Genomic DNA, 19,861 nt, shown 5'->3' on the forward strand with positions numbered 1-19,861 from the left:
TTAACGAAATCAGGGAAAGATGGGGAGCTAGTCTTCACCTCGCTGACCGCGGTACCTTTTCGAGCTCAAGGGGACTCTCGATAGCCGTGTCGCGAGCTGGTCCCGCAGAACCGAAATCCCTTGCCTGAAGGGCAGACCGGGGCTCGTAGCTGTCGCGTGAAGAATTAGTAAGGAAACGTTAAGGAAGAGTCGGGGATTTCGGATGATTGCGCCAGAAGAAGAGAGGATGCTGAAAACGCTCCTGGTCGAGATGTTCGCCCACATCAACAGCATGCGGCGGGAATTCGCAGCTCTTCAAGGCGACAGCAAGAACAACTTCGCGACGATGGCGGACACCCTCGACGCGATCGTCGAGAATACGGAGGTGGCCGGGAACGCGATCCTCGAAAGCATGGAGACGATCGGCACCAGCGTCACGAAGTTGCAGAAGGTCAAGGACCCGACGGCCGCAGCGGTTTGCGACGAGATCCTCGACAGCTCGAACAAGGTGTTCGAGGCGTGCGCGTTTCAGGACCTCACCGGGCAGCGGATCACGCGCGTAGTCAAGTCGTTGAAGTTCATGGAGGACCACATCAACAGGCTGGTCCGGATGTGGGGAAAAGAGGAACTGGCCCGGCTCGCCGCCGAGGTCGCCGCCCCAAGCACCGAGCCGGACTTGCTGGAGGGCCCGAAGCGGGTGGGCGTGGCGATTTCGCAAGACGATATCGACAAGCTGTTTGCTTGAACGGCCTCGGATGTCGCGGGCCAACGATCAGATCGGGCGGCGCCGCTCAGCCAATCTCGCAGCCCGGACGAACGCAGCGACCGGGCTATGCGCCCTCTCCCCTTGAGGGGAGCGGGCGCTGCATCTGGCGTCTGGCAGCCCGTCATAGCGGAGCAAACTAGCACGCAGCGCCGTTACGGCCGCAGCGTCTCCATGAAGCTGACAGGCTCGCCCGTGGCCGGCGTCAGCAGCTCGCCCTGCCACATCACGCGTTGACCGCGCACGAAGGTGCCGACCGGCCAGCCGGTGACGCGCACACCATCATACGGCGTCCAGCCGGCTTTCGAGGCAACCCATTCGTGGGTGATGGTCTCGCTGCGCTTGAGGTCCACGATGGTCAGATCGGCGTCGTAGCCGGCGGCGATGCGGCCCTTGCGGGCGATGTTGTAGATGCGGGCGGGGCCGGCGCTGGTGAGGTCGACGAAACGCTGCAGCGACAGCCGGCCGGCATTGACGTGGTCGAGCATGATGGGCACCAGGGTCTGCACGCCGGTCATGCCGGAGGGCGAGGCCGGATAGGTCTTGGACTTCTCCTCGGCGGTGTGCGGCGCGTGGTCGGAGCCGAGGATGTCGACGATGCCCTGATGGACGCCCCACCAGATCACGTCGCGATGATCGGCCGAGCGCACCGGCGGATTCATCTGCGCATAGGTGCCGAGCCGCTCGTAGCACTCGGGCGCGGCCAGGGTGAGATGGTGCGGCGTCGCCTCGACGGTGGCGACGTCCTTGTGGTCGCGCAGGTACACGATCTCCTCCTTGGTGGAGATGTGCAGCACGTGAATGCGCTTGCCGGTCTCGTGCGCGAGATTGACCAGACGCTGCGTGGCGCGCAGCGCCGCCTCCTCGTCGCGCCAGACGGGGTGCGAGCGCGGATCGTTCTCGACGCGCAGGTCCTTGCGCTCGTTGAGGCGGTACTCGTCCTCGGCGTGGAACGCGGCACGGCGGCGGATCACCTGGAAGATGCGGCGCAGGCTGTCGTCGTCCTCGACCAGCAGCGAGCCGGTGGAGGAGCCGACGAACACTTTCACGCCGGCGCAGCCCTCGGCGCGCTCCAGCACCGGCAATTGCTCGACGTTCTCGCGGGTGCCGCCGATGAAGAAGGCGAAGTCGCAATGCATGCGATGACGGCCGGCTTCGACCTTGGCGGTGAAGGCCTCCTCGGTCACCGTCAGCGGATTGGTGTTGGGCATCTCGAACACGGCGGTGACGCCGCCCATCACGGCGCTGCGCGAGCCGGTTTCGAGGTCCTCCTTGTGAGTGAGGCCAGGCTCGCGGAAATGCACCTGGGTGTCGATCACGCCGGGCAGCACGTGCAGGCCGGTACAGTCGATGATCTCGGCGGCCGAGGCGGCGCCGAGATTGCCGATCTCGACGATGCGCCCGGCGGAGATACCGACGTCGCGGACACCCTCGCCGTCCTGATTGACCACGGTGCCGGATTTCAGAATGACGTCGAACCGCGCGCTCATGAAGCCCTCATAGGATTTCATTCTCCTGACAACCCCAAGACAGATCGATCATGCTGCGCGCCTGCCCATTTGCTGGCCTCCGGTGGCACGCGAGTCTCGATCTTTAGAATGAAGCCACCGCGCGGCGGCGTTTCAGCCTTGTGGTTTATGCCTGGGCGGCTTACGTTTCAGTGCGGCCTGTCGCAAGAGGTTTTTCGAATGAAGGCGACGTTTCTCGACGACCGGGGCGTGGTCCAGGTCAGCGGCGAGGATGCACGCAAGTTCCTCAACGGTCTCTTCACCACCGACGTCACCAAGCTCACGCCCGGCGAGGCCCGGTTCGGCGCGCTGCTGACGCCGCAGGGCAAGATCATCGTCGATTTCCTGGTGGCGCAGGTGGCGGCGGCCGACGCCGGCGAGCGCTTCCTGCTCGACTGTCCGCGCGCGCTCGCACAGGCGCTCACCGACAAGCTGAATCTCTACAAGCTCAGGGCCAAGGTTGCGGTCAGCAATCTGTCCGACCAGGTCGGCGTGATCGCGGTCTGGGATGGCGCCATCGGCGCCACGCCGGAGCCGAGCTTCGCCGACCCGCGTCACGAGAGCCTCGGCGCACGCGTCATTGCGCCGCAGGAGGCGCTGGCGGAGATCGCCGCGCGGCTCGGCGCCGAGCTCATCGATTCCGCCGCCTATGAAGCGCATCGCATCGACTACAGCGTGCCGCGCGGCGGGCTCGACTTCATGTATGGCGACGCCTTCCCGCACGAGACCAACATGGACCGGCTGCACGGCGTCGACGTCGGCAAGGGCTGCTATGTCGGCCAGGAGGTCGTGAGCCGCATGCATCATCGCGGCACCACGCGCACACGCGCGGCGAAGGTGCTGCTCGACGGGCCGGGTCCGGAGCCCGGCACACCGATTCTGGCCGGCGACAAGACCGTCGGCACGATGGGCTCGGCCGCCGCGCAGAAGGGCATGGCGTTGCTGCGCATCGACCGCGCCGCCGAGGCATTGGAGGCGGGAACGCCGCTCACCGCGGGCGGCCTCGTTCTGCGCATCGCCGATCCCGACGCGCTGCAGGGCGCGCCCAAGCAGACGGTTGCCTGAGCCGGGCTCATGGGTCGCGCTGCTGTCGTCCATCCCGATGGCCTGACGCGCTGCCCGTGGCCGGGCAGCGATCCGCTCTATGTCGCCTATCACGACACCGAATGGGGCGTGCCGGAATATGACGACCGCGCGCTGTATGAGAAGCTGATCCTCGACGGCTTCCAGGCCGGACTGTCGTGGATCACGATCCTGCGCAAGCGCGACAATTTCCGCCGCGCCTTCGATGATTTCCAGCCGGAGAAGATCGCGCGCTACGGCGACAAGAAGATCCACGCGCTGATGAACGATGCCGGCATCGTCCGCAACCGCGCCAAGATCGAAGGCACGATTCTCAGCGCGAAATCCTGGCTCGACATCCAGGACAAGGGTCCCGGCTTCTCCAAGCTGCTGTGGGGCTTCGTGGACGGCGCGCCCAAGGTCAACACGTTCAAGACCACCGCCAGCGTGCCGGCCTCGACGCCGCTGTCGATCAAGATCTCCAAGGAGCTGTCGTCGCGCGGCTTCAAGTTCGTCGGGCCGACGATCGTCTACGCCTTCATGCAGGCAACCGGCATGGTCAACGACCATCTCGTCACCTGCTTCTGCCACGAGACCTGCAGCGGCAAGCGCCGCGCCCCGCGCCTCAAGCCTCCCAAATGACGACTGACAAGGCCCCGAGCGGGCACGACCGCGTCTGGCAGCGCATGCTGTCCGGCCGGCGGCTCAACCTGATCGATCCCTCGCCGCTCGATGTCGAGATCGCCGACATCGCCCATGGGCTCGCGCGCGTCGCGCGCTGGAACGGCCAGACCACCGGCGCGCACATCTTCTCGGTCGCGCAGCACACGCTGCTGGTCGAGACGGTGATGCGCGCGCGCAAGCCCAACATCGATGCGAAGCTGCGGCTCGCCGCGCTGCTGCACGACGCGCCGGAATACGTCATCGGCGACATGATCTCGCCGTTCAAGGCGGTGCTCGGCGGCAGCTACAAATCAGTCGAGAAGCGGCTGCTCGGGGCGATCCACATCCGCTTCGGCCTGCCGGCCGAGATTGCCCCCGAGATCGAGCGCCAGATCAAGGCGGCCGACCGCGGCGCCGCTTTTCTGGAGGCGACGCGCCTCGCCGGTTTCTCGGACAGCGAGGCGAAGAAGCTGTTCGGCCGCGATCCCGGCCTGCCGGACGCCACCGTGACCGACTATCTGACGCCCTGGAGCGCGGCCAAGGCCGAGAAGCAGTTCCTGACCCGCTTCAATACGGTGCTGGGGGCGTGCTGAGATGCCGCTGACGCCCGAAGAGCGCCAGAACGAGCGCCTGAAGCTGCTGGCCAATTGGGCCAACACGCTGGCGACCGCGATCGTTTCGGTCGGCGTTTTCGTGCCGATTGGACAGGAAATCTATGGCTTCCTGCCGCAAAATACCGACCCGACGCTGATCTATGTGTCGGCCCCGGTTTGCTTCATGGCCGGTTTGATCCTACATTTGGTGGGGCAATGGGTCCTTGGAGGGCTCCGATGACGATGGGCCAGATCTATGCGTTGAGCATGCCGCTCGCGGTGGCCGCGATGGTGGCGCTGTACGCTCTCATCCTGCGGCGTCCGTGGGCAGAGACGGGCGCTCGACAGCCGGTCCATTCATCACAGGCACGGCGTGAGGGTCTGCGCGACGGTCTCGTGGACCACATCGAGCGGCTCAACGCGGAGATCGAGGGCAAGGCCCATCTGGTTCGCCAGGAGCTGCGGCAGCTCAAGAACACGCGCTGAGGGCTGTCGGCGCACACATGCGCCAGCCCGACGGCAGACATCCAAAACGCGCTTTTGCAAAACGCGCTTTTGCCCTTGTGCCCCCATTCGTATAATCGGGCGTTCAAAGGCTCGCCATGATCCACGTCTGCTCACTCGCCGCCCTGCCCGAGACCGTGCGCCTGACCGGCGCCAGCCACGTGCTGACCATCATGGCCAATGTCGAGCAGGTGCGGCGGCCGGAGACGATCCGCCCCGAGAACCATCTGCGGGTCTCGGTCGACGACATCACCGAGCAGCTGCCGGGCTTCATGGCGCCGAGCGAGGATCACGTCGCCCAGGTGCTGGAGTTCGTGCGCGGCTGGGATCGTGCGGCGCCGCTGGTGATCCACTGCTATGCCGGCATCAGCCGCTCCACCGCGAGCGCCTTCGCCGCGGCCTGCGCGCTCAACCCCCATCGCGACGAGCTCGATATCGCCTGGGCGATCCGGCAGGCCTCGCCGATCGCCTCGCCGAACCGGCTGATCGTCAGCCTGGCCGACAGGGCGCTGGGCCGCAACGGCCGCATGGTGCGCGCGCTGGACGCGATCGGGCCCGGCGCCATGATGGTCGACAGCGCGCCGTTCCGGATCGATCTGGACTGAGTTGCGGCGCTGCGTAGCCGCATACCGGCGCGCTTTGAACTTATGTTCCGCGGTTTGACACAGAGGGAACGACGGCCATCGTGCGGCCCGCCGGAGCAGTTGGCCGATTCGCCGGGGTCCGCAAGGGCTCGCAGCTTCCCTCCACCCGTGACGCCTCCCGGCGGCATCGATTTCAGGATTTCCGCGTGATGTTCGATTGGCCCCTGGATTGGATCGCCCTGCTGGTGGCGTTCGCGGCGCTCGCCTTCGCGCGACGGACGTCCGACCGATTGGCCGAGGTGCAGGCACGGCTGGCCAAGCTCGAGGCCGCCCCCCCGATCGCGGCCGCACCGGTGGTCGCGCCGCCGCTCAGCCCGCTTCAGGAGCCCGCTGAAGCCCCGCCAATGCCGCCTCCATTGCCGGAGCTGACCGAGCCTGCTCTCCAGCCCGCGGCGCTGGCGAGCGACGCAGCGGCCGATCAGCCGCCGCTCGTGTCCCCACCACCCGTGCCGCAGCCCGCGGCCGGCTTCGAGGAGCGCATCGGCACCCGCTGGGTGGTGTGGATCGGCGGGCTGACCCTGGCGCTCGGCGGCTTCTTCATGGTGCGCTATTCGATCGAGGCCGGCCTGGTCGGCCCCGAGGTGCGCGTCGCGCTCGGCGCGCTGTTCGCCGCCGCGCTGCTCGCGGCCGGCGAATGGACGCGGCGAAGGGAGAGCATCTCGCAGATCGCGGCGCTGCCGATCGCCAACATCCCGGCGATCCTCACCGCGGCCGGCACGGCGGTCGCCTTCGCCACCATCTACGCGGCCTACGCACTCTACGACTTCCTGCCGCCCGCGATCGCCTTCGTGCTGCTCGGCGTGGTCGCGCTGGGCACGCTGGCGGCGGCGCTGCTGCACGGCCCGGCGCTGGCCGGGCTCGGCCTCGTCGCGGCATTCACGACGCCGGTGCTGGTGTCGACCGGCGAGCCGAACTACTGGGCGCTCTACATCTACCTCGCCATCGTCACCGCAGCCGCGTTCGCGCTGGCGCGCGTGCGGCTGTGGCGCTGGCTCGCGATGACCACGATCGGGCTGTCGTTCCTGTGGACCCTGCCCGGACTCGACGCGGGCGTCGAGACGGTCGCGCCGCACGTCTTCCATGTCGTCGCCGGCTTTGCACTGGCCGCGCTGATCGTGGTCTGCGGCTTCATGTTCGGCCCCGCGGCCGACGACGACGGGGTCGAGCCGATCTCGTCGGTGGGGCTCGCCGTCTATCTGCTCGGCGCCATGCTGGTCGTGCTCGCGAGCTTCCATGACGGCCTGGCGCTGATCGGCTTTACCGTGCTGGTCGCGGCGACGCTGGCGGTCGCCTGGCGCGCGCCGAGCGCCGCCGGCGCGGTGGCCGCCGCCGCCGCGACCGTGTTCCTCGTGTTCGCCGAATGGGCGCTGCGCGACAATCCGGACCTGCTGGTGCTGCCCGGCGGCGCGCTGCCGGGAATGGGACCGAACCCGCTCGGCGCATCGGTCACCTCGCATCTGGTGACGGCGGCGATCTTCGCGCTCGGCTTCGGCGGTGCCGGCTTCCTGGCCCAGGGGCGCTCGCACAACGCGGCCGTTCCCGTGGTGTGGTCGGCGGCCGGCGTGTTCACGCCGCTGGCGCTGCTGGTCGCGCTCTATGCGCGCATCGCCCATCTCGACCGCTCGATCCCGTTCGCGATCGTCGCCGTCGTGCTCGCCGCCGCGTTTGCCGTCGCCACCGAGGCGCTGACGCGGCGCGAGGAGCGTCCCGGCCTCGGTGTCTCGATCGCGCTGTTCGCGACCGGCACGCTGGCCGCGCTGGCGCTGGCGCTGACCTTCGCGCTGGAAAAAGGCTGGCTGACGATCGCGCTGGCGCTGATGTCGCTCGGCACCGCCTGGATCTACGAGAGCCGGCCGATCCCATTCCTGCGCACGCTCGCGGCCGTCTTTGCCGGGCTCGTGTTGCTGCGCATCGGCCATGATCCGCGCATCGTCGGCGCCGATGTCGGCACCACGCCGATCTTCAACTGGCTGCTGTGGGGCTATGGCGTTCCGGCGGCGTCGTTCTGGGGCGCGAGCTATCTGATGCGCCGCCACGGCGACGACGCCCCCTTACGGGCGGTGGAGGCCGCCGCGATCCTGTTCACGACCCTGCTCGCCTTCCTGGAGATCCGCCACGCCGTCAATGACGGCGACATGCTGGCGGTGCCGTCGCTCGCCGAGATCGGCCTCGACGTCTGCGTGGCCCTGGCGCTGGCGATCGGCCTGGAGCGGCTGCGGGAGCGCAGCGGCAGCATCGTGCACAACATCGGCGCCGTGATCCTCGCCGGATTCGCCGGCGGCGCCACCGTGCTCGGTCTGCTGATGTTCGAGAACCCGATGATCTCGGATGTCGCGATCAAGGGCGGCCTGCTCAACATCCTGATCCTGGCCTATGCCTTCCCGGCGGTGCTGATGCTGCTGCTGTCCTACGCGGTCGCAGGCCGCCGTCCGCCCGGCTACGGCAATACGCTGGCCGCGGGCGCGCTGATCCTGGCGCTGTCCTATGTCAGCCTCGAGATCCGCCGGATCTATCACGGCCCCGATCTGACGGCAGGGCCGACCAGCGCCGCCGAGCAGTACACCTATTCGATCGCCTGGCTCGCCTTCGGCGTGGTGCTGCTCGGGATCGGACTCATCGTGCAGTCGCAGCGCGCGCGTCTGGCGTCCGCCATCGTGATCGCGCTGACGATCCTGAAGGCGTTCCTGGTCGACATGTCGGCGCTGACCGGCGTGTGGCGCGCACTGTCGTTCATCGGACTCGGCCTGGTGCTGGTCGCGATCGGCTGGCTGTACCAGAAGGTGCTGTTCCGGCGGCAGCAGCAGGCGCCGCCGGCTCAGCCGGCGCAGTGACGATCAGGCGGCCCTGACCGACTGCAGGAACGAGGCGACCTCGCGCTTCAAGCGGTCGCTGTCGGTCGCGAGCGACTTGGCGGCGCTCAGCACGTGCGAGGACGCCGAACCGGTCTCGGTGGCGCCGCGCTGCACGTCGACGACGTTGGACGACACCTGCTGCGTGCCATGCGCGGCCTGCTGGACGTTGCGCGAGATCTCCTGCGTCGCCGCGCCCTGCTCTTCGACGGCCGCCGCGATCGCCGAGGAGATTTCCGACAGCTTCTCGATGGTGCCGGAGATGTCGCGGATGGCGCCGACCGATTCCTGCGTTGCCGCCTGGATGCTGCCGATCTGCTGGCCGATCTCGCCGGTCGCCTTGGCGGTCTGCTCGGCCAGGGCCTTGACCTCGGAGGCGACCACCGCGAAGCCGCGGCCGGCGTCGCCGGCGCGGGCCGCCTCGATGGTGGCGTTCAAGGCGAGCAGGTTGGTCTGGCCGGCGATTGAGTTGATCAGCTCGACGACGTCGCCGATGCGTGCCGCTGCCTTCGACAGCTCGCCTACGCGATCATTGGTCTGGCGGGCCTGCGAGACGGCCTCCTGCGCCATCCGCGCCGATTCCTGCACCTGGCGGCTGATCTCGGTGATCGACGACGACAGCTCCTCGGTGGCCGAGGCCACCGACTGCACGTTGGTCGAGGCTTCCTCGGACGCTGCCGCGACCTGGGTAGAAATTTCCTGCGAGCGGGTCGCGGTCGATGACAGTGCGCCGGCGGAGAGCTCGAGCTCGGTCGAGGCGGACGACACCGTCTGCACGATCTCGCCGATCGTCGTCTCGAACTGGCGGGTGATGTTGTCGACGCGGCGGCCGCGCTCGATCTTGGCCTCGGCGTCGGCGGCGGCGCGCTCGTCGGCCTCCTTCTTGGCGATCAGGGCCTCCTTGAACACCTGCAAGGTGTCGGCCATCGCACCCATTTCGGTCGGCTCGCCGCGGTGTGGCACCTCGGCCGAAAGATCGCCCTGCCCGAGCGCCTGCATCGGCCTGATGATCGAGGCGATGCCGGCCGAGACGTCCTGCACGAGGTAGAAGCCGACGCCGATGCCCGCAGCGATCGTCGCGATCAGGATGGTTGCCATGATCCAGAAGGCGCTGTTGTAGCCATCGACAGCCTCCTGAGTTGCCGTTGCTGCGCCCTTGTCGTTCAACTCGATCGCCTTGATCAGAAGATTCTCGGACTCGGCCGACGCAACGCCGGTGCCCCTGAACAGCCCCTCGATGTCATCAGGCAGGCGGCCGACGCTGTTGCGGGAGACATCGAGGACCTTGTCGGCCTCAACCGTGTATTTTTCCCAAGCCTTCTTCCAGGCCTCGTACAGCCTGTGCTCCTCGGGGTCCGAGATCAGCGGCTCATAGGTCCGGATGTCCTTCCTGACGTTGTCGAGCATGGCCGCCATTCGCTTGTCGACGTTCGCCTTGGCCTCCGCCGACAGCGCCATCACGTGGGCGCGAAGTGTGAGCCGGTAGACGTTGATGTCGGCACGCAGCGCCCCGAGCACCCGCACGCTGGGAAGCCAGTTTGTGGCGATGTCGACGGTGCGGACGTTGATCGACTGCATGCTGCGCACCGCGAGCAGGCCAAGCCCTGACATCGCCACCAGCATGAAGGCGATGACCGCGATGATCTTCAGACGAATGGAAAGCCTGGACACGTCCTGATCCTCCGAGGGAAAGCATCTCGCTGTCGGCCGCCTGGAGGGAGGCCGGCTTCCGCGGTGACCGACCGCGCCGCGGTGGAGACGAAAAAGCGGCACCTGCTGGGGAGCAGGGTGCCGCCGATTACCGCAAAGTTCCGTTAATGCTGAACGTCGTATGACTACGGGACGCGATCTAATCCCGCTCGTCGGACAGATCAGGCCGCGCGCACCGACTCCAGGAACGTCGCCACCTCACGCTTCAGCCGGTCGCTGTCCGAGGCCAGCGATTGCGCCGCGGCCAGCACGTGCGTGGAAGCCGTACCAGTCTCGGTGGCGCCGCGCTGCACGTCGACGACATTCACGGAAACCTGCTGCGTGCCCTCCGATGCCTGCTGGACGTTGCGCGAGATCTCCTGCGTGGCGGCACCCTGCTCTTCCACGGCCGCCGCGATCGCCGACGAGATTTCCGACAGTTTCTCGATGGTCGTGGAGATCGCCCGGATGGCGCCGACCGATTCCTGCGTCGCGGCCTGGATACCGGACACCTGTTGGCCGATCTCGTCGGTCGCCTTGGCGGTCTGCTCGGCCAGCGCCTTCACCTCGGAGGCGACGACCGCGAAGCCGCGGCCAGCTTCGCCGGCGCGCGCCGCCTCGATGGTCGCATTCAGCGCCAGCAGGTTGGTCTGGCCTGCAATCGTGTTGATCAGCTCGACCACGTCGCCGATGCGCGCGGCCGCCTTGCTCAGCTCGCCGACACGATCATTGGTCGTACGCGCCTGCTCGACCGCCTCGTTGGCCATGCGGGCCGATTCCTGCACCTGGCGGCTGATCTCGGTGATCGAGGACGACAGCTCCTCGGTCGCAGAGGCAACCGACTGCACGTTGGTGGAGGCCTCCTCGGAGGCCGCCGCGACCATCGTTGAGATCTCCTGCGAGCGCGTCGCCGTGGATGACAGCGCGCCCGCGGAATGCTCGAGCTCGGTCGAGGCCGACGATACCGTCTGCACGATCTCGCCGATCGTCGCCTCGAACTGGCGGGTGATGTTGTCGACGCGCCGGCCGCGTTCGATCTTGGCCTCGGCATCGTGGGCCGCGAGCTCGTCGGCCTCCTTCTTGGCGATCAGCGCCTCCTTGAACACCTGCAGCGTATCGGCCATGGCGCCGATCTCGGTCGGCTCGCCGCGATGCGTCACCTCCGCGCCGAGATCGCCCTTGGCGAGCTCCTGCATCGGCTTGATGATCGAGGCGATGCCGGACGAGACGTTCTGCACGAGATAGAATCCGACGGCGATGCCGGCAATGACGGCCGCGGCAATGATCGATGCCACGAGCCAGATCGCCCGCGAGTAGCTCTCGGCAGCCTGCCGCGTGGCGTTGTCGGCGCCCTTGTTGTTGAACTCGATGTCCTGGATGAAGTATTTGTCGGCGTCGCGCGCGATCGCGGCGGCCGATTTTTCCAGCATTTCGGTGGCTTCGTGCGGGATCTTGCCGACGCTCTTGTTGGATTCGTCCATCACCTGCTTGACCGCGACGACGTACTTCTCCCAGGACTGCACCCAGTTGTTGTAGATCGCACGTTCCTCGGCCGAGGTGATCATCGGCTCATAGGTCTTGCGGTCCTTGTTGATCGTCTCGAGGATTCCGTTGACGCGCTTCTCCGCGGACTGCTTGGTCTCGGCCGTCTCCGACATCACATGCGCGCGCAAGGCGATGCGCAGCAGGTTGATGTTGGCGCGCAGCTCGCCGATCGCGCGTACGCTCGGCAGCCAGTTTTGGGCGATGTCGACCGTGTTGGCATTGATCGACTGCAGGCTGGTGACAGCGAGCACGCCGAGCCCGCACATGGTGACGAGCATGAAGGCGATGACCGATATGATCTTCGTACGGATGGACATTGTTGACACGGAGGACCCCAGCTGACTGCGTGGTTCGGCCGCGTTCTGCCAGCGCCAACGGACGGCCCGAACATTCAGGTCTGCGCTGCGCTGCGCGGTCGAAGGTCAGGAGATCGGCAGACTCCGAAAATTCCGGACCCGCACGTCGTCGCTGACGGAACTCATTGGGCGCGAAACAGGCTTATCGGAGGTTAATGCGGGAACCGTAAGATTACGGACAAACCGCATAAAATGATCATCGTGCGCAACGACGCGGTGCTCCGAAACCGGCCCGCGCTGGACCAAGTCTCCCGATACCGTTGCAGGATTGCGTCGAAGCAGGAGCTTCAAACGGTGCGCCGGGCAAAGGGCGATCACTGCCGCCACCCGCACTGGCAGGCGCCGCAGCTACCGACGACGCTGATCATCGTGCGTATCTATCGGAGATGAGTTGGCCGCGGCACGACGCGGAGCTAGGGCCGAACTCTACCGGGTTGCGGCCGACCCGCCCGGAGTGGACGCAGACTTCATCGAAAGATGCCCCGCACGAGCGATCGGCGCCACGGCAAACCGGGCCGGGCTCCGACGGCCCACAACCCAATCACCCGGACAGCCGGACCTCAGCCGACCGCTTCGGACACGAGGCGAATCCGGAACACCGGCTGCTTGGCCTCGTCGAGCAGTTCCATCTGCCACTCGGCCCCCTGCTGCAACGACTTCGAGATCCCACCGATCAGGTCGGAGCAGACAGCCGTCAGCTCGTTCCAGGCGGTTTCCCGGTTGGCGAATTCATAAGGCTGGTCAGCAGCGCCAGAATAGCGGCCCTGGCTGATCCGGAAGAAATAAAGCGACATAACGACCCTTTCTCATGGGCCACCCCCCTGGTCGCAAACTGCACACGAGTCGCTACCGAGGCATGAATTTAAGATTCCGTACGACTACGGCGCAATGACCACTAACGTGCGGTCAGCTTAAAATATTGCTCTATGTTAATAGGGAGCTGGTTTTTCAATGATCGGTGAACTAACAACTAATCGGTCGAGCGACGCAGCTCCGGCGCCGCATCCGACTTCGCGTTATCGGATTTGGTCATCTCAGCCTTCGCGTTTTCGGCCTTGATGTTCTCAGTCTTGGAACTGTCCGCCTTGGCGGCCTTCGCAGCATCTGCCTTCAAGGGTTCAACCTTGCTGCGTTCCACCCGCGGGGTCTCGACCCGCGCCGCGACTTCGGTGTGCGAGCCGTCAGCCGCGGGCGCAGCAGCGCGTGCGCGCGGCCGCGCCACGGCGCGCGCCATCAGCATGGTGGCTCCGCCCTGGTGCTGGAAATCGCAATAGGCGAAGGCGCCCAGCCCGGAGACCGAGCCGCGGAAGCTGCGGTCGTCCTTCTTGTCGAGGTTGAAGCACGGCTCGAACGGCATGCCCTTGATGGCAGCGCAGACATTCTGGCCGCGAATCTGCAGGGTATTGCCGGGCAGACGGATGTGACGCACCGGGCCAGAGCCGGAGAACTGCACTGCGCCGGCGGCGCCCATGTCGTCGAGGATGCGGCCCGCGCCACGGGTGCCGTCGACACAGGTGAAGGCGAACACCTTCCCGGCGACGAATTTGCGGGCCTCGTCGGCGGTCATCGAACCCGCGATCGCGGGAGCAATCACGGCACCGGCAGTCACGGTCCCCAGCAATATACGCGCGAGCATGCATCAAACTCCCACTTAACCCCACGCAGCGGGTAAGGCGGTATCTTTACCCCATGCTTACCATACCAACCATGGCAACAATGGAGCAGCATGGTTTGAAAAGTCTGAACGTCCTCAGGATATTCTTACCACCGTACGGCCGCGGACCTGGCCCGCGAGGATCTGCGGACCCAGCGACGCCACCTGGTCCAGGGCAATTTCGTGAGTGATTTCAGCTAGTTTTGCGCGATCCAGATCGGTCGCGAGGCGTTGCCAGGCCGCCTTGCGCGCCGGCAGCGGGCACATCACCGAATCGATGCCGAGGAGGCACACGCCGCGCAAAATGAATGGCGCCACCGACGATGGCAAATCCATGCCGGCAGCGAGGCCGCAGGCGGCGATGGCGCCGCCATATTTGGTCATCGCCAGCAGGTTGGCGAGCGTATTGGAGCCGACGCTGTCGATGCCGCCCGCCCAGCGCTCCTTCGCCAGCGGCTTGGCCGGCCCGGACAGCTCGTTGCGGTCGATGATCTCGGCGGCACCGAGCGACTTGAGATAGTCGGCCTCGGCCGGCCGGCCGGTCGAAGCGATCACGTGGTAGCCGAGCTTGGCGAGCACCGCCGTCGCCACCGAGCCGACGCCGCCGGCCGCACCCGTCACCACCACCGGCCCGCTCGCCGGCGTCAGCCCGTGCTTCTCCAGGGCGAGCACCGCGAGCATCGCGGTGAAGCCGGCGGTGCCGATCGCCATCGCGTCGCGGGCCGACAGCCCCTGCGGCAGGCCGACCAGCCAGTCGCCCTTGACCCGCGCCTTCTCGGCATAGGCGCCGAGATGGGTCTCGCCCATGCCCCAGCCGGTGCAGATCACGGCATCGCCCGGCTTCCAGGCGGGATGGCTGGACTGCTCGACCGTGCCGGCGAAATCGATCCCCGCGATCATCGGGAAGCGGCGCACCACCGGCGCCTTGCCGGTCAGCGCCAGCCCATCCTTGTAGTTCAGCGCCGACCACTCGACCTTCACGGTGACGTCACCGTCCATCAGCTCGGCTTCATCGAACTGCGTCAGCGTCGCGGTCGTTCCCTTGTCCGCCTTGTCGATCCGGATCGCCTTGAACGTTCCCACTGCCGCACTCCCTGCGCTGTCTTCGTCTCACGCCATGTTTAGCCGATCGGATCGGCCGCGCAACTCAGGTCGCGGGAACGGCACGCGCGACCGGCTTCTCGACGATCGGCAGGTTGATCAGCGCCGACAGCACGCCGAACAGGATCGAGAGCCACCAGATCGGCGTATACGAGCCGTAGCGCTCGAACACGATGCCGCCGAGCCAGACGCCGAGGAAACCACCGACCTGGTGGCTCACGAAGGCGAAGCCATAGAGCGTGGCGAGCCAGCGGGTGCCGAACATGATCGCGACCAGCGACGAGGTCGGCGGCACCGTGGAGAGCCAGGCCAGCCCCGACACCGCGCCGAACGCGATCGCAGTCGCCGGCGTCACCGGGAACGAGATGAAGGCGAGCGTCGCCAGCGCGCGGGTGAAATAGATGAAGGACAGGATGTAGCGCTTCGGCAGCCGGCTCTGCAGCCAGCCGACGCTGAGCGAGCCGATGATGTTGAACAGCCCGATCGCCGCGATCACCCAGCCGCCGGTCTGCGCCGACAGGCCTCGATCGACCAGGAATGCCGGCAAATGCACGGTGATGAAGGCGAGTTGGAAGCCGCAGGTGAAGAAGCCGAGCACCAGCAGCACGTAGGAGCGGTGGCCGAACGCCTCCATCAGCGCCGTCGTGAACGACTGCTGCTCGGCCTCCGTCGGCTTGGCCTCGGCGGCCGGCGGCGTTGCCACGGCGAGCGAGAGCGGGACGATGAACAGCATCAGGCAAGCGAACACCATCAGCGCGCTCTGCCAGCCGAACTGGTCGATCAGCGCGACGCCGAAGGGCGCGAACAGGAACTGGCCGAGCGAGCCGGCCGCGGTGCCGGCGCCGAGCGCGATGCCGCGCCGCTCCGGCGGCAGCAGCTTGCTGAAGGCCGACAGGATGAGGTTGAACGAGCAGCCCGACAGGCCGAAGCCGACCAGCACGCCGGCGCCGATGTTCAGCGACAGCGGCGAGCTGGAATAGCGCATCATCAGCAGGCCGCCGGCATAGAGCAGCGCGCCGACACAGATCACGCGCATCACGCCGAAACGGTCGGCGATCGCGCCGGCGAGCGGCTGACCGAGCCCCCACAACAAATTCTGCACCGCCACTGCAAGGGCGAACACGTCGCGGCCCCAGGCGAACTCACGGCTCATCGGCTGCACGAAGAAGCCGAGGCTGGAGCGCGGACCGAAGCTCAGCAGCGCAATCGCGCAGCCGCACACGATGATGACCACCGGCGTGCGCCAGCCCTGGCTGCGGGACACCGTGCCGAGATCGCCTGCCTGTACCGACATCCGTGTCCTCCCTGCCGCGGTCGCTGTCCGCCGCGCCTCTCCGGTTAATGCATCTGCATTGAACTCCCAAGCTCAAAAGCGGAACCCAGCCATGAAAAATTTCGATGTGGCGGCCAGCCATGAGCAGGTGTCATCCGAAGCAAGTTCCGGCAGCGGAACTCGCTCCTGCGTCTTTGTCCCGGCGGGAAACGTCCTGATACGCGAGTCGCGAACGACGATTCATCCTGCGCGGGAGCGACCTTCAGAACGGCCGCTATTTGTCGCCAAACACCAATAAACAGCGAAGGAAGTCTCTGAAGAAGAACTAACAGGTACCGCGGTACACATGCGCACGGAATGTGGAATTTGGACAGCACATGGACCACGATCAGATCGAGACATCCGGCCACGTCGTGATCGTCGGCGCCGGAGTTGCCGGACTGTTCTGCGCGCTGAAGCTCGCCCCGCAGCCGGTCACGCTGATCTCCGCGACCTCATTGGGCGAGGCCTCGTTCGGCACGACGATGCAGGCCGACATCGCGGCAGCGGTGTCATCCGGCGACAGCCCCGATACCCACGCCGCCGACATGATCGCTGCAGGTGGCGGCCTGGTCGACGCGACGGCTGCGCTGGCGCTCGCGCGCGATGCTTCGGCCGCGATCGAGGACCTGGTCCGCCTCGGCGTGACATTCGATCGTGATCACGGCGGCAGGCTGGCGACGTCTCGTGCGGCTGCGCACGCCGCGCGACGGATTCTCAGCGTTCGCGGGGACTTCACCGGACAGGCGATCATCACCGCGCTGTCGCAAGCCGTGCGCGCGACGCCCTCGATCCGCATCATCGAGGGCCATGTCGCCGACGCGCTGCTGACGGAAGACGGCGCGGTGCGTGGCCTGCAACTCCGGCCGACCGATGACGACGCGGCCGCGCCGATGCTGATCGCGGCGCCGGCAATCGTGCTGGCCACCGGCGGCATCGGCCGGCTGTTCGCGGCGACCACGAATCCGCCGCACGCCACCGGCATCGGTCTCGCCATCGCCGCGCGCGCCGGTGCGGTGATTGCCGATCCGGAGTTCGTGCAGTTTCATCCGACCGCGATGATGACCGGTCGCGATCCGGCGCCGGTTGTGAGCGAGAGTCTGCGCGGCGCCGGCGCGATCCTGGTCAACCGGCGCGGCCAGCGCTTCATGCTGCCGCGCCATCCGCTGGTCGATCTTGCCCCGCGCGACACGGTGGCCCGCGGCGTCATGGCCGAGATCATCGCCGGACGCGGCGCCTTTCTCGATGCGCGCGACGTGCTCGATGACGACGTCGCCGAGCGCTATCCGATGCTGCATCGGGCCTGCGCCGCCGCGGGGCTCGATCCGACCCGCCAGCCGATTCCAGTGGCGCCGGCGGCGCATTTCCACATGGGCGGGATCGCGGTCGACGCGCGGGGCCGCAGCACGATCGAGGGGCTCTGGGCGGCAGGTGAAGTCGCCGCGACGGCAACGGATGGCGCCAACCACATCGCCGGCAACGCGCTGCTCGCCGCGCTGGTGTTCGCCCAGCGGATTGCCGACGACATCTCCGGCCGGGCGTTCACCACGTCCTCGACCCTGCAGCACGTTGCGGTCGCTGATCCGGCCGGATCCTGTGCGGGCGCTGCGGAGGTGTCATTGCGCGAGATGATGACGAGCCAGCTCGGCGTCATCCGCGACGAGGAGCGGCTCGCCGAGGCCATCGCCGCGATCTCCAGGATGGAGCGCGATGCCGGCAGCCCGAGGCTACGCAACATGGCGAGCGCCGCGCTGCTGATCGCCACCGCGGCCTGGAGCCGGCGCGAGAGCCGCGGCGCGCATTGCCGCGCCGATTGCCCGGCCGAGAATCCGGGCTTTGCGCAGCGGACGATGACGACGCTCACGGCGGCGCGCGAAATCGCCGACGAGCTCAGCGCGCGGCCGACGGTGCGCCTGCCGCGCTCGCTGAGCGCCTAGCGCCGCGTCCAGTTCGGATTGATCTCGGCCTCGCTCTTGGCGGCCTCGGTGAGCTCGGCCGAAATGGCCGCCGTCTGCTGCGGCGTGCCCCAGCTCGGCGCGTCGCTGCCGTCGCCCCACTTCTTCGGCCGGTAGAAGGTGTGGACGCCGAACTTGTACATCCGCTTCATCTCGGCGACCCAGGATGGCCGCACCCAATAGGCATGATAGTGGGTCGACTTGCCAACCTCCGGCAGCCAAATCTGGCCGTCGAGCATGGCCTTCGCGATCTTCCTGGCGCGGTCCCACATCTCGGGCTCGCGAATGACCTCCGGATTGTTGTCGCAGGCGAAGGTGAATTGGCAGGCGAAGTGGCGGTATTTGTTCTGGTAGACGACGCCGCACACCGTGGTGGGATAGTAGCCGGAGAACGCCCGGTTCAGCACGACCTGCGCCACGGCCATCTGGCCGCGCACCGCCTCGCCGCGGGATTCGAAATAGACCGCTTCAGCGAGGCACTTCTCGGACTTGAAGCGCGCCTTCTCGTCGGTGAGCCCCAGGCGTTCGGCCGGCGTCCTGTCGCGCTGATTGTCGGCGTTGACCTCGCCTTTCGGCGCGATGCTCTCGCCGCCATCACCGGCCTTGGCAGCAGCGTCGGCCGGCTGTGACAGCACCGCCATCGGCTTGAGGTCCGGATCCGGCATCACGATCAGCGGCGCCTCGCCCGGCAGCCATGTCTCCATGGTGCCGGCAGCACCGCCCAGCGACGACGTGCCGAAATAGAGATTGGACGTCTTGATGTTGAGGGCGTCATAGCTGACGGCGCCGTCCACCAGGATCTGATCGGCTGCAGGCTTCAGCTCGCCCGAGGGCAGGATCTCGGACTTCGCCGCGTCGTACTGCACGAGCGGCGCCGCGCTCAGCGCCTCCTGCAATTCGGGATCGAGTGCAGAACGCTGCGGGAGCGGCGCCTGCGCCGGCGCTTCCGTTGTCTTGGCGCCGAACACCGAGGAATTCGAATCGGGTTGAGTCGATGGCGTGGGTGCGGGCTCGGAGGGCGCGGGCTCGACGGGCGCGGCCGATTCGGTCGGCTGCGCCGGCGGCGTCGGCGGCCGGACGACGAGACGATCGCCCTTCAGCGTGCGATCGACCTTGGGAAAGTCGGAGGCCTGGTAGCGCGGCGGAACCTGCAGCACCGGATTGCGCGGCGTCGACCCGGTGATGTCGAGGCCGCGGCCATCGAGGCTCGCGAGGCGGATGCTCCCCGCCTGCGGCGCCGAGGTTCCGATCGGACGGCCGAAACTGTAGGTAGCGAGCTGAATGGAGGCCGCAGCCGAGAACACGCGCTTCTGCCAACGCTCGGCGACGCCCGGCTGGCGGGCGAGCAGAGAAGCGATGTCTTGATACCCGGTCTCTGTCGGCATCAGAGCGAAGACGCAGAGACCGAGTCCGAAGGACGCATATCGCGCGCCCTTCGGACCGGGACGCAGAACTAACATCGGTACGCTCAACGCAACGCTTACTGGATCGACCGAACAACAGTGCTTCCGTGCAATTCGATCTTCTCTCTTCGTATCGGGTTTAGGTTGCCGAGGAGTTAATCCGCGTTGCAATCGTGAGACAGGCAAGCGGGGAAGTTGCAGAACGTTTTGCGATCGCGATGCGTGGTAAACAGTGGCGTGACGAAAACGGTGAACATTCGGTCAACGAACGCGGTGAATGA

Annotated in this window: 18 protein-coding genes; 10 read left to right on the forward strand and 8 right to left on the reverse strand. The window is 66.9% G+C overall.

The features are described from left to right. Positions 1-202: 202 nt before the first annotated feature. Positions 203-724 carry a protein phosphatase CheZ gene (locus ACQR1F_RS29470; protein ID WP_315802854.1) on the forward strand — a complete coding sequence of 174 codons (522 nt, stop codon included), beginning with the start codon at positions 203-205 and terminating at the stop codon, positions 722-724. A 173-nt stretch (positions 725-897) separates the two neighbouring features. Here the strand turns inward: ACQR1F_RS29470 and ACQR1F_RS29475 are convergent, their stop codons facing one another. After that, complete coding sequence (locus ACQR1F_RS29475) at positions 898-2,232, reverse strand: dihydroorotase (protein WP_315802882.1); 1,335 nt, start codon at positions 2,230-2,232, stop codon at positions 898-900. Positions 2,233-2,430: 198 nt separating this feature from the next. Between ACQR1F_RS29475 and ACQR1F_RS29480 the strand changes: the two genes are divergently transcribed. From ACQR1F_RS29480 to ACQR1F_RS29510, 7 genes are all read left to right on the forward strand, one after another. Next, the gene (locus tag ACQR1F_RS29480) at positions 2,431-3,315 is read left to right on the forward strand and encodes a YgfZ/GcvT domain-containing protein (RefSeq protein ID WP_434914357.1); all 885 of its coding nucleotides are present in this window, start codon (positions 2,431-2,433) and stop codon (positions 3,313-3,315) included. 9 nt (positions 3,316-3,324) lie between these two features. Beyond that, the gene (locus tag ACQR1F_RS29485; RefSeq protein ID WP_434890591.1) at positions 3,325-3,954 is read left to right on the forward strand and encodes a DNA-3-methyladenine glycosylase I; all 630 of its coding nucleotides are present in this window, start codon (positions 3,325-3,327) and stop codon (positions 3,952-3,954) included. After that, positions 3,951-4,568: an HD family hydrolase gene (locus ACQR1F_RS29490; protein ID WP_316178222.1), complete on the forward strand. Its 618-nt coding sequence runs from the start codon at positions 3,951-3,953 to the stop codon at positions 4,566-4,568. The genes ACQR1F_RS29485 and ACQR1F_RS29490 overlap by 4 nt, the downstream gene beginning before the upstream one ends. A gap of 1 nt (position 4,569) precedes the next feature. Next, on the forward strand, positions 4,570-4,809 hold the full coding sequence (locus ACQR1F_RS29495) for a hypothetical protein (protein ID WP_315802850.1): 240 nt from the start codon (positions 4,570-4,572) through the stop codon (positions 4,807-4,809). A 2-nt stretch (positions 4,810-4,811) separates the two neighbouring features. Continuing rightward, entirely contained in the window at positions 4,812-5,054 is a 243-nt protein-coding gene (locus tag ACQR1F_RS29500) for a hypothetical protein (RefSeq protein WP_434893035.1), read from the forward strand. Positions 5,055-5,170: 116 nt separating this feature from the next. Further along, positions 5,171-5,677: a tyrosine phosphatase family protein gene (locus ACQR1F_RS29505; RefSeq protein ID WP_315802848.1), complete on the forward strand. Its 507-nt coding sequence runs from the start codon at positions 5,171-5,173 to the stop codon at positions 5,675-5,677. A 188-nt stretch (positions 5,678-5,865) separates the two neighbouring features. Further along, a complete protein-coding gene (locus ACQR1F_RS29510; RefSeq protein WP_434914359.1) occupies positions 5,866-8,547 on the forward strand; it encodes a DUF2339 domain-containing protein in 2,682 nt (893 codons plus the stop codon). Between the two features lie 3 nt (positions 8,548-8,550). On the opposite strand, the gene ACQR1F_RS29515 is transcribed toward ACQR1F_RS29510, so the two are convergent. Continuing rightward, positions 8,551-10,236 (reverse strand): methyl-accepting chemotaxis protein, encoded by a 1,686-nt coding sequence (locus ACQR1F_RS29515; protein WP_434914360.1) that lies wholly within the window; start codon positions 10,234-10,236, stop codon positions 8,551-8,553. A 200-nt stretch (positions 10,237-10,436) separates the two neighbouring features. Next, positions 10,437-12,125 (reverse strand): methyl-accepting chemotaxis protein, encoded by a 1,689-nt coding sequence (locus ACQR1F_RS29520; protein WP_315802845.1) that lies wholly within the window; start codon positions 12,123-12,125, stop codon positions 10,437-10,439. A 222-nt stretch (positions 12,126-12,347) separates the two neighbouring features. Between ACQR1F_RS29520 and ACQR1F_RS29525 the strand changes: the two genes are divergently transcribed. Further along, positions 12,348-12,545 carry a hypothetical protein gene (locus ACQR1F_RS29525; protein WP_315802844.1) on the forward strand — a complete coding sequence of 66 codons (198 nt, stop codon included), beginning with the start codon at positions 12,348-12,350 and terminating at the stop codon, positions 12,543-12,545. Between the two features lie 170 nt (positions 12,546-12,715). Here ACQR1F_RS29525 and ACQR1F_RS29530 read toward each other — a convergent pair whose 3' ends face one another. The 4 genes from ACQR1F_RS29530 to ACQR1F_RS29545 all read right to left on the reverse strand — a co-directional run bounded on the left by ACQR1F_RS29530 (position 12,716) and on the right by ACQR1F_RS29545 (position 16,204). Beyond that, on the reverse strand, positions 12,716-12,949 hold the full coding sequence (locus ACQR1F_RS29530) for a DUF6894 family protein (RefSeq protein WP_015668557.1): 234 nt from the start codon (positions 12,947-12,949) through the stop codon (positions 12,716-12,718). A 176-nt stretch (positions 12,950-13,125) separates the two neighbouring features. Then, positions 13,126-13,791, reverse strand: a complete 666-nt coding sequence (locus ACQR1F_RS29535; RefSeq protein ID WP_315802843.1) for a hypothetical protein — start codon at positions 13,789-13,791, stop codon at positions 13,126-13,128. A gap of 114 nt (positions 13,792-13,905) precedes the next feature. Next, positions 13,906-14,892: an acrylyl-CoA reductase (NADPH) gene (acuI, locus tag ACQR1F_RS29540; protein WP_434840435.1), complete on the reverse strand. Its 987-nt coding sequence runs from the start codon at positions 14,890-14,892 to the stop codon at positions 13,906-13,908. A gap of 64 nt (positions 14,893-14,956) precedes the next feature. Further along, positions 14,957-16,204 carry an MFS transporter gene (locus ACQR1F_RS29545; RefSeq protein WP_434840436.1) on the reverse strand — a complete coding sequence of 416 codons (1,248 nt, stop codon included), beginning with the start codon at positions 16,202-16,204 and terminating at the stop codon, positions 14,957-14,959. Positions 16,205-16,560: 356 nt separating this feature from the next. Here ACQR1F_RS29545 and ACQR1F_RS29550 point away from each other — a divergent pair, with 356 nt between their 5' ends. Further along, on the forward strand, positions 16,561-18,159 hold the full coding sequence (locus ACQR1F_RS29550; protein WP_434914361.1) for an L-aspartate oxidase: 1,599 nt from the start codon (positions 16,561-16,563) through the stop codon (positions 18,157-18,159). Here ACQR1F_RS29550 and ACQR1F_RS29555 read toward each other — a convergent pair. Next, entirely contained in the window at positions 18,156-19,637 is a 1,482-nt protein-coding gene (locus ACQR1F_RS29555; RefSeq protein ID WP_434914362.1) for a cell wall hydrolase, read from the reverse strand. The two genes, ACQR1F_RS29550 and ACQR1F_RS29555, sit on opposite strands and share 4 nt — an antisense overlap. Between the last annotated feature and the right edge of the window lie 224 nt (positions 19,638-19,861).

Origin of the sequence: Bradyrhizobium sp. HKCCYLS3013 (genome assembly GCF_051167615.1) — a bacterium.
GTDB lineage: Bacteria > Pseudomonadota > Alphaproteobacteria > Rhizobiales > Xanthobacteraceae > Bradyrhizobium.

What these genes read in the sequence shown, in the direction of transcription:
- ACQR1F_RS29525 (WP_315802844.1), top strand. Translation starts at nt 12,348, where the DNA reads ATGATCATCGTGCGCAACGACGCGGTGCTCCGAAACCGGCCCGCGCTG.
- ACQR1F_RS29495 (WP_315802850.1), top strand. Translation starts at nt 4,570, where the DNA reads ATGCCGCTGACGCCCGAAGAGCGCCAGAACGAGCGCCTGAAGCTGCTG.
- ACQR1F_RS29470 (WP_315802854.1), top strand. Translation starts at nt 203, where the DNA reads ATGATTGCGCCAGAAGAAGAGAGGATGCTGAAAACGCTCCTGGTCGAG.
- ACQR1F_RS29490 (WP_316178222.1), top strand. Translation starts at nt 3,951, where the DNA reads ATGACGACTGACAAGGCCCCGAGCGGGCACGACCGCGTCTGGCAGCGC.
- ACQR1F_RS29510 (WP_434914359.1), top strand. Translation starts at nt 5,866, where the DNA reads ATGTTCGATTGGCCCCTGGATTGGATCGCCCTGCTGGTGGCGTTCGCG.
- ACQR1F_RS29505 (WP_315802848.1), top strand. Translation starts at nt 5,171, where the DNA reads ATGATCCACGTCTGCTCACTCGCCGCCCTGCCCGAGACCGTGCGCCTG.
- ACQR1F_RS29480 (WP_434914357.1), top strand. Translation starts at nt 2,431, where the DNA reads ATGAAGGCGACGTTTCTCGACGACCGGGGCGTGGTCCAGGTCAGCGGC.
- ACQR1F_RS29535 (WP_315802843.1), bottom strand. Translation starts at nt 13,791, where the DNA reads ATGCTCGCGCGTATATTGCTGGGGACCGTGACTGCCGGTGCCGTGATT.
- ACQR1F_RS29500 (WP_434893035.1), top strand. Translation starts at nt 4,812, where the DNA reads ATGGGCCAGATCTATGCGTTGAGCATGCCGCTCGCGGTGGCCGCGATG.
- ACQR1F_RS29545 (WP_434840436.1), bottom strand. Translation starts at nt 16,204, where the DNA reads ATGTCGGTACAGGCAGGCGATCTCGGCACGGTGTCCCGCAGCCAGGGC.
- ACQR1F_RS29485 (WP_434890591.1), top strand. Translation starts at nt 3,325, where the DNA reads ATGGGTCGCGCTGCTGTCGTCCATCCCGATGGCCTGACGCGCTGCCCG.
- ACQR1F_RS29555 (WP_434914362.1), bottom strand. Translation starts at nt 19,637, where the DNA reads ATGTTAGTTCTGCGTCCCGGTCCGAAGGGCGCGCGATATGCGTCCTTC.
- ACQR1F_RS29550 (WP_434914361.1), top strand. Translation starts at nt 16,561, where the DNA reads ATGGACCACGATCAGATCGAGACATCCGGCCACGTCGTGATCGTCGGC.
- ACQR1F_RS29475 (WP_315802882.1), bottom strand. Translation starts at nt 2,232, where the DNA reads ATGAGCGCGCGGTTCGACGTCATTCTGAAATCCGGCACCGTGGTCAAT.
- ACQR1F_RS29530 (WP_015668557.1), bottom strand. Translation starts at nt 12,949, where the DNA reads ATGTCGCTTTATTTCTTCCGGATCAGCCAGGGCCGCTATTCTGGCGCT.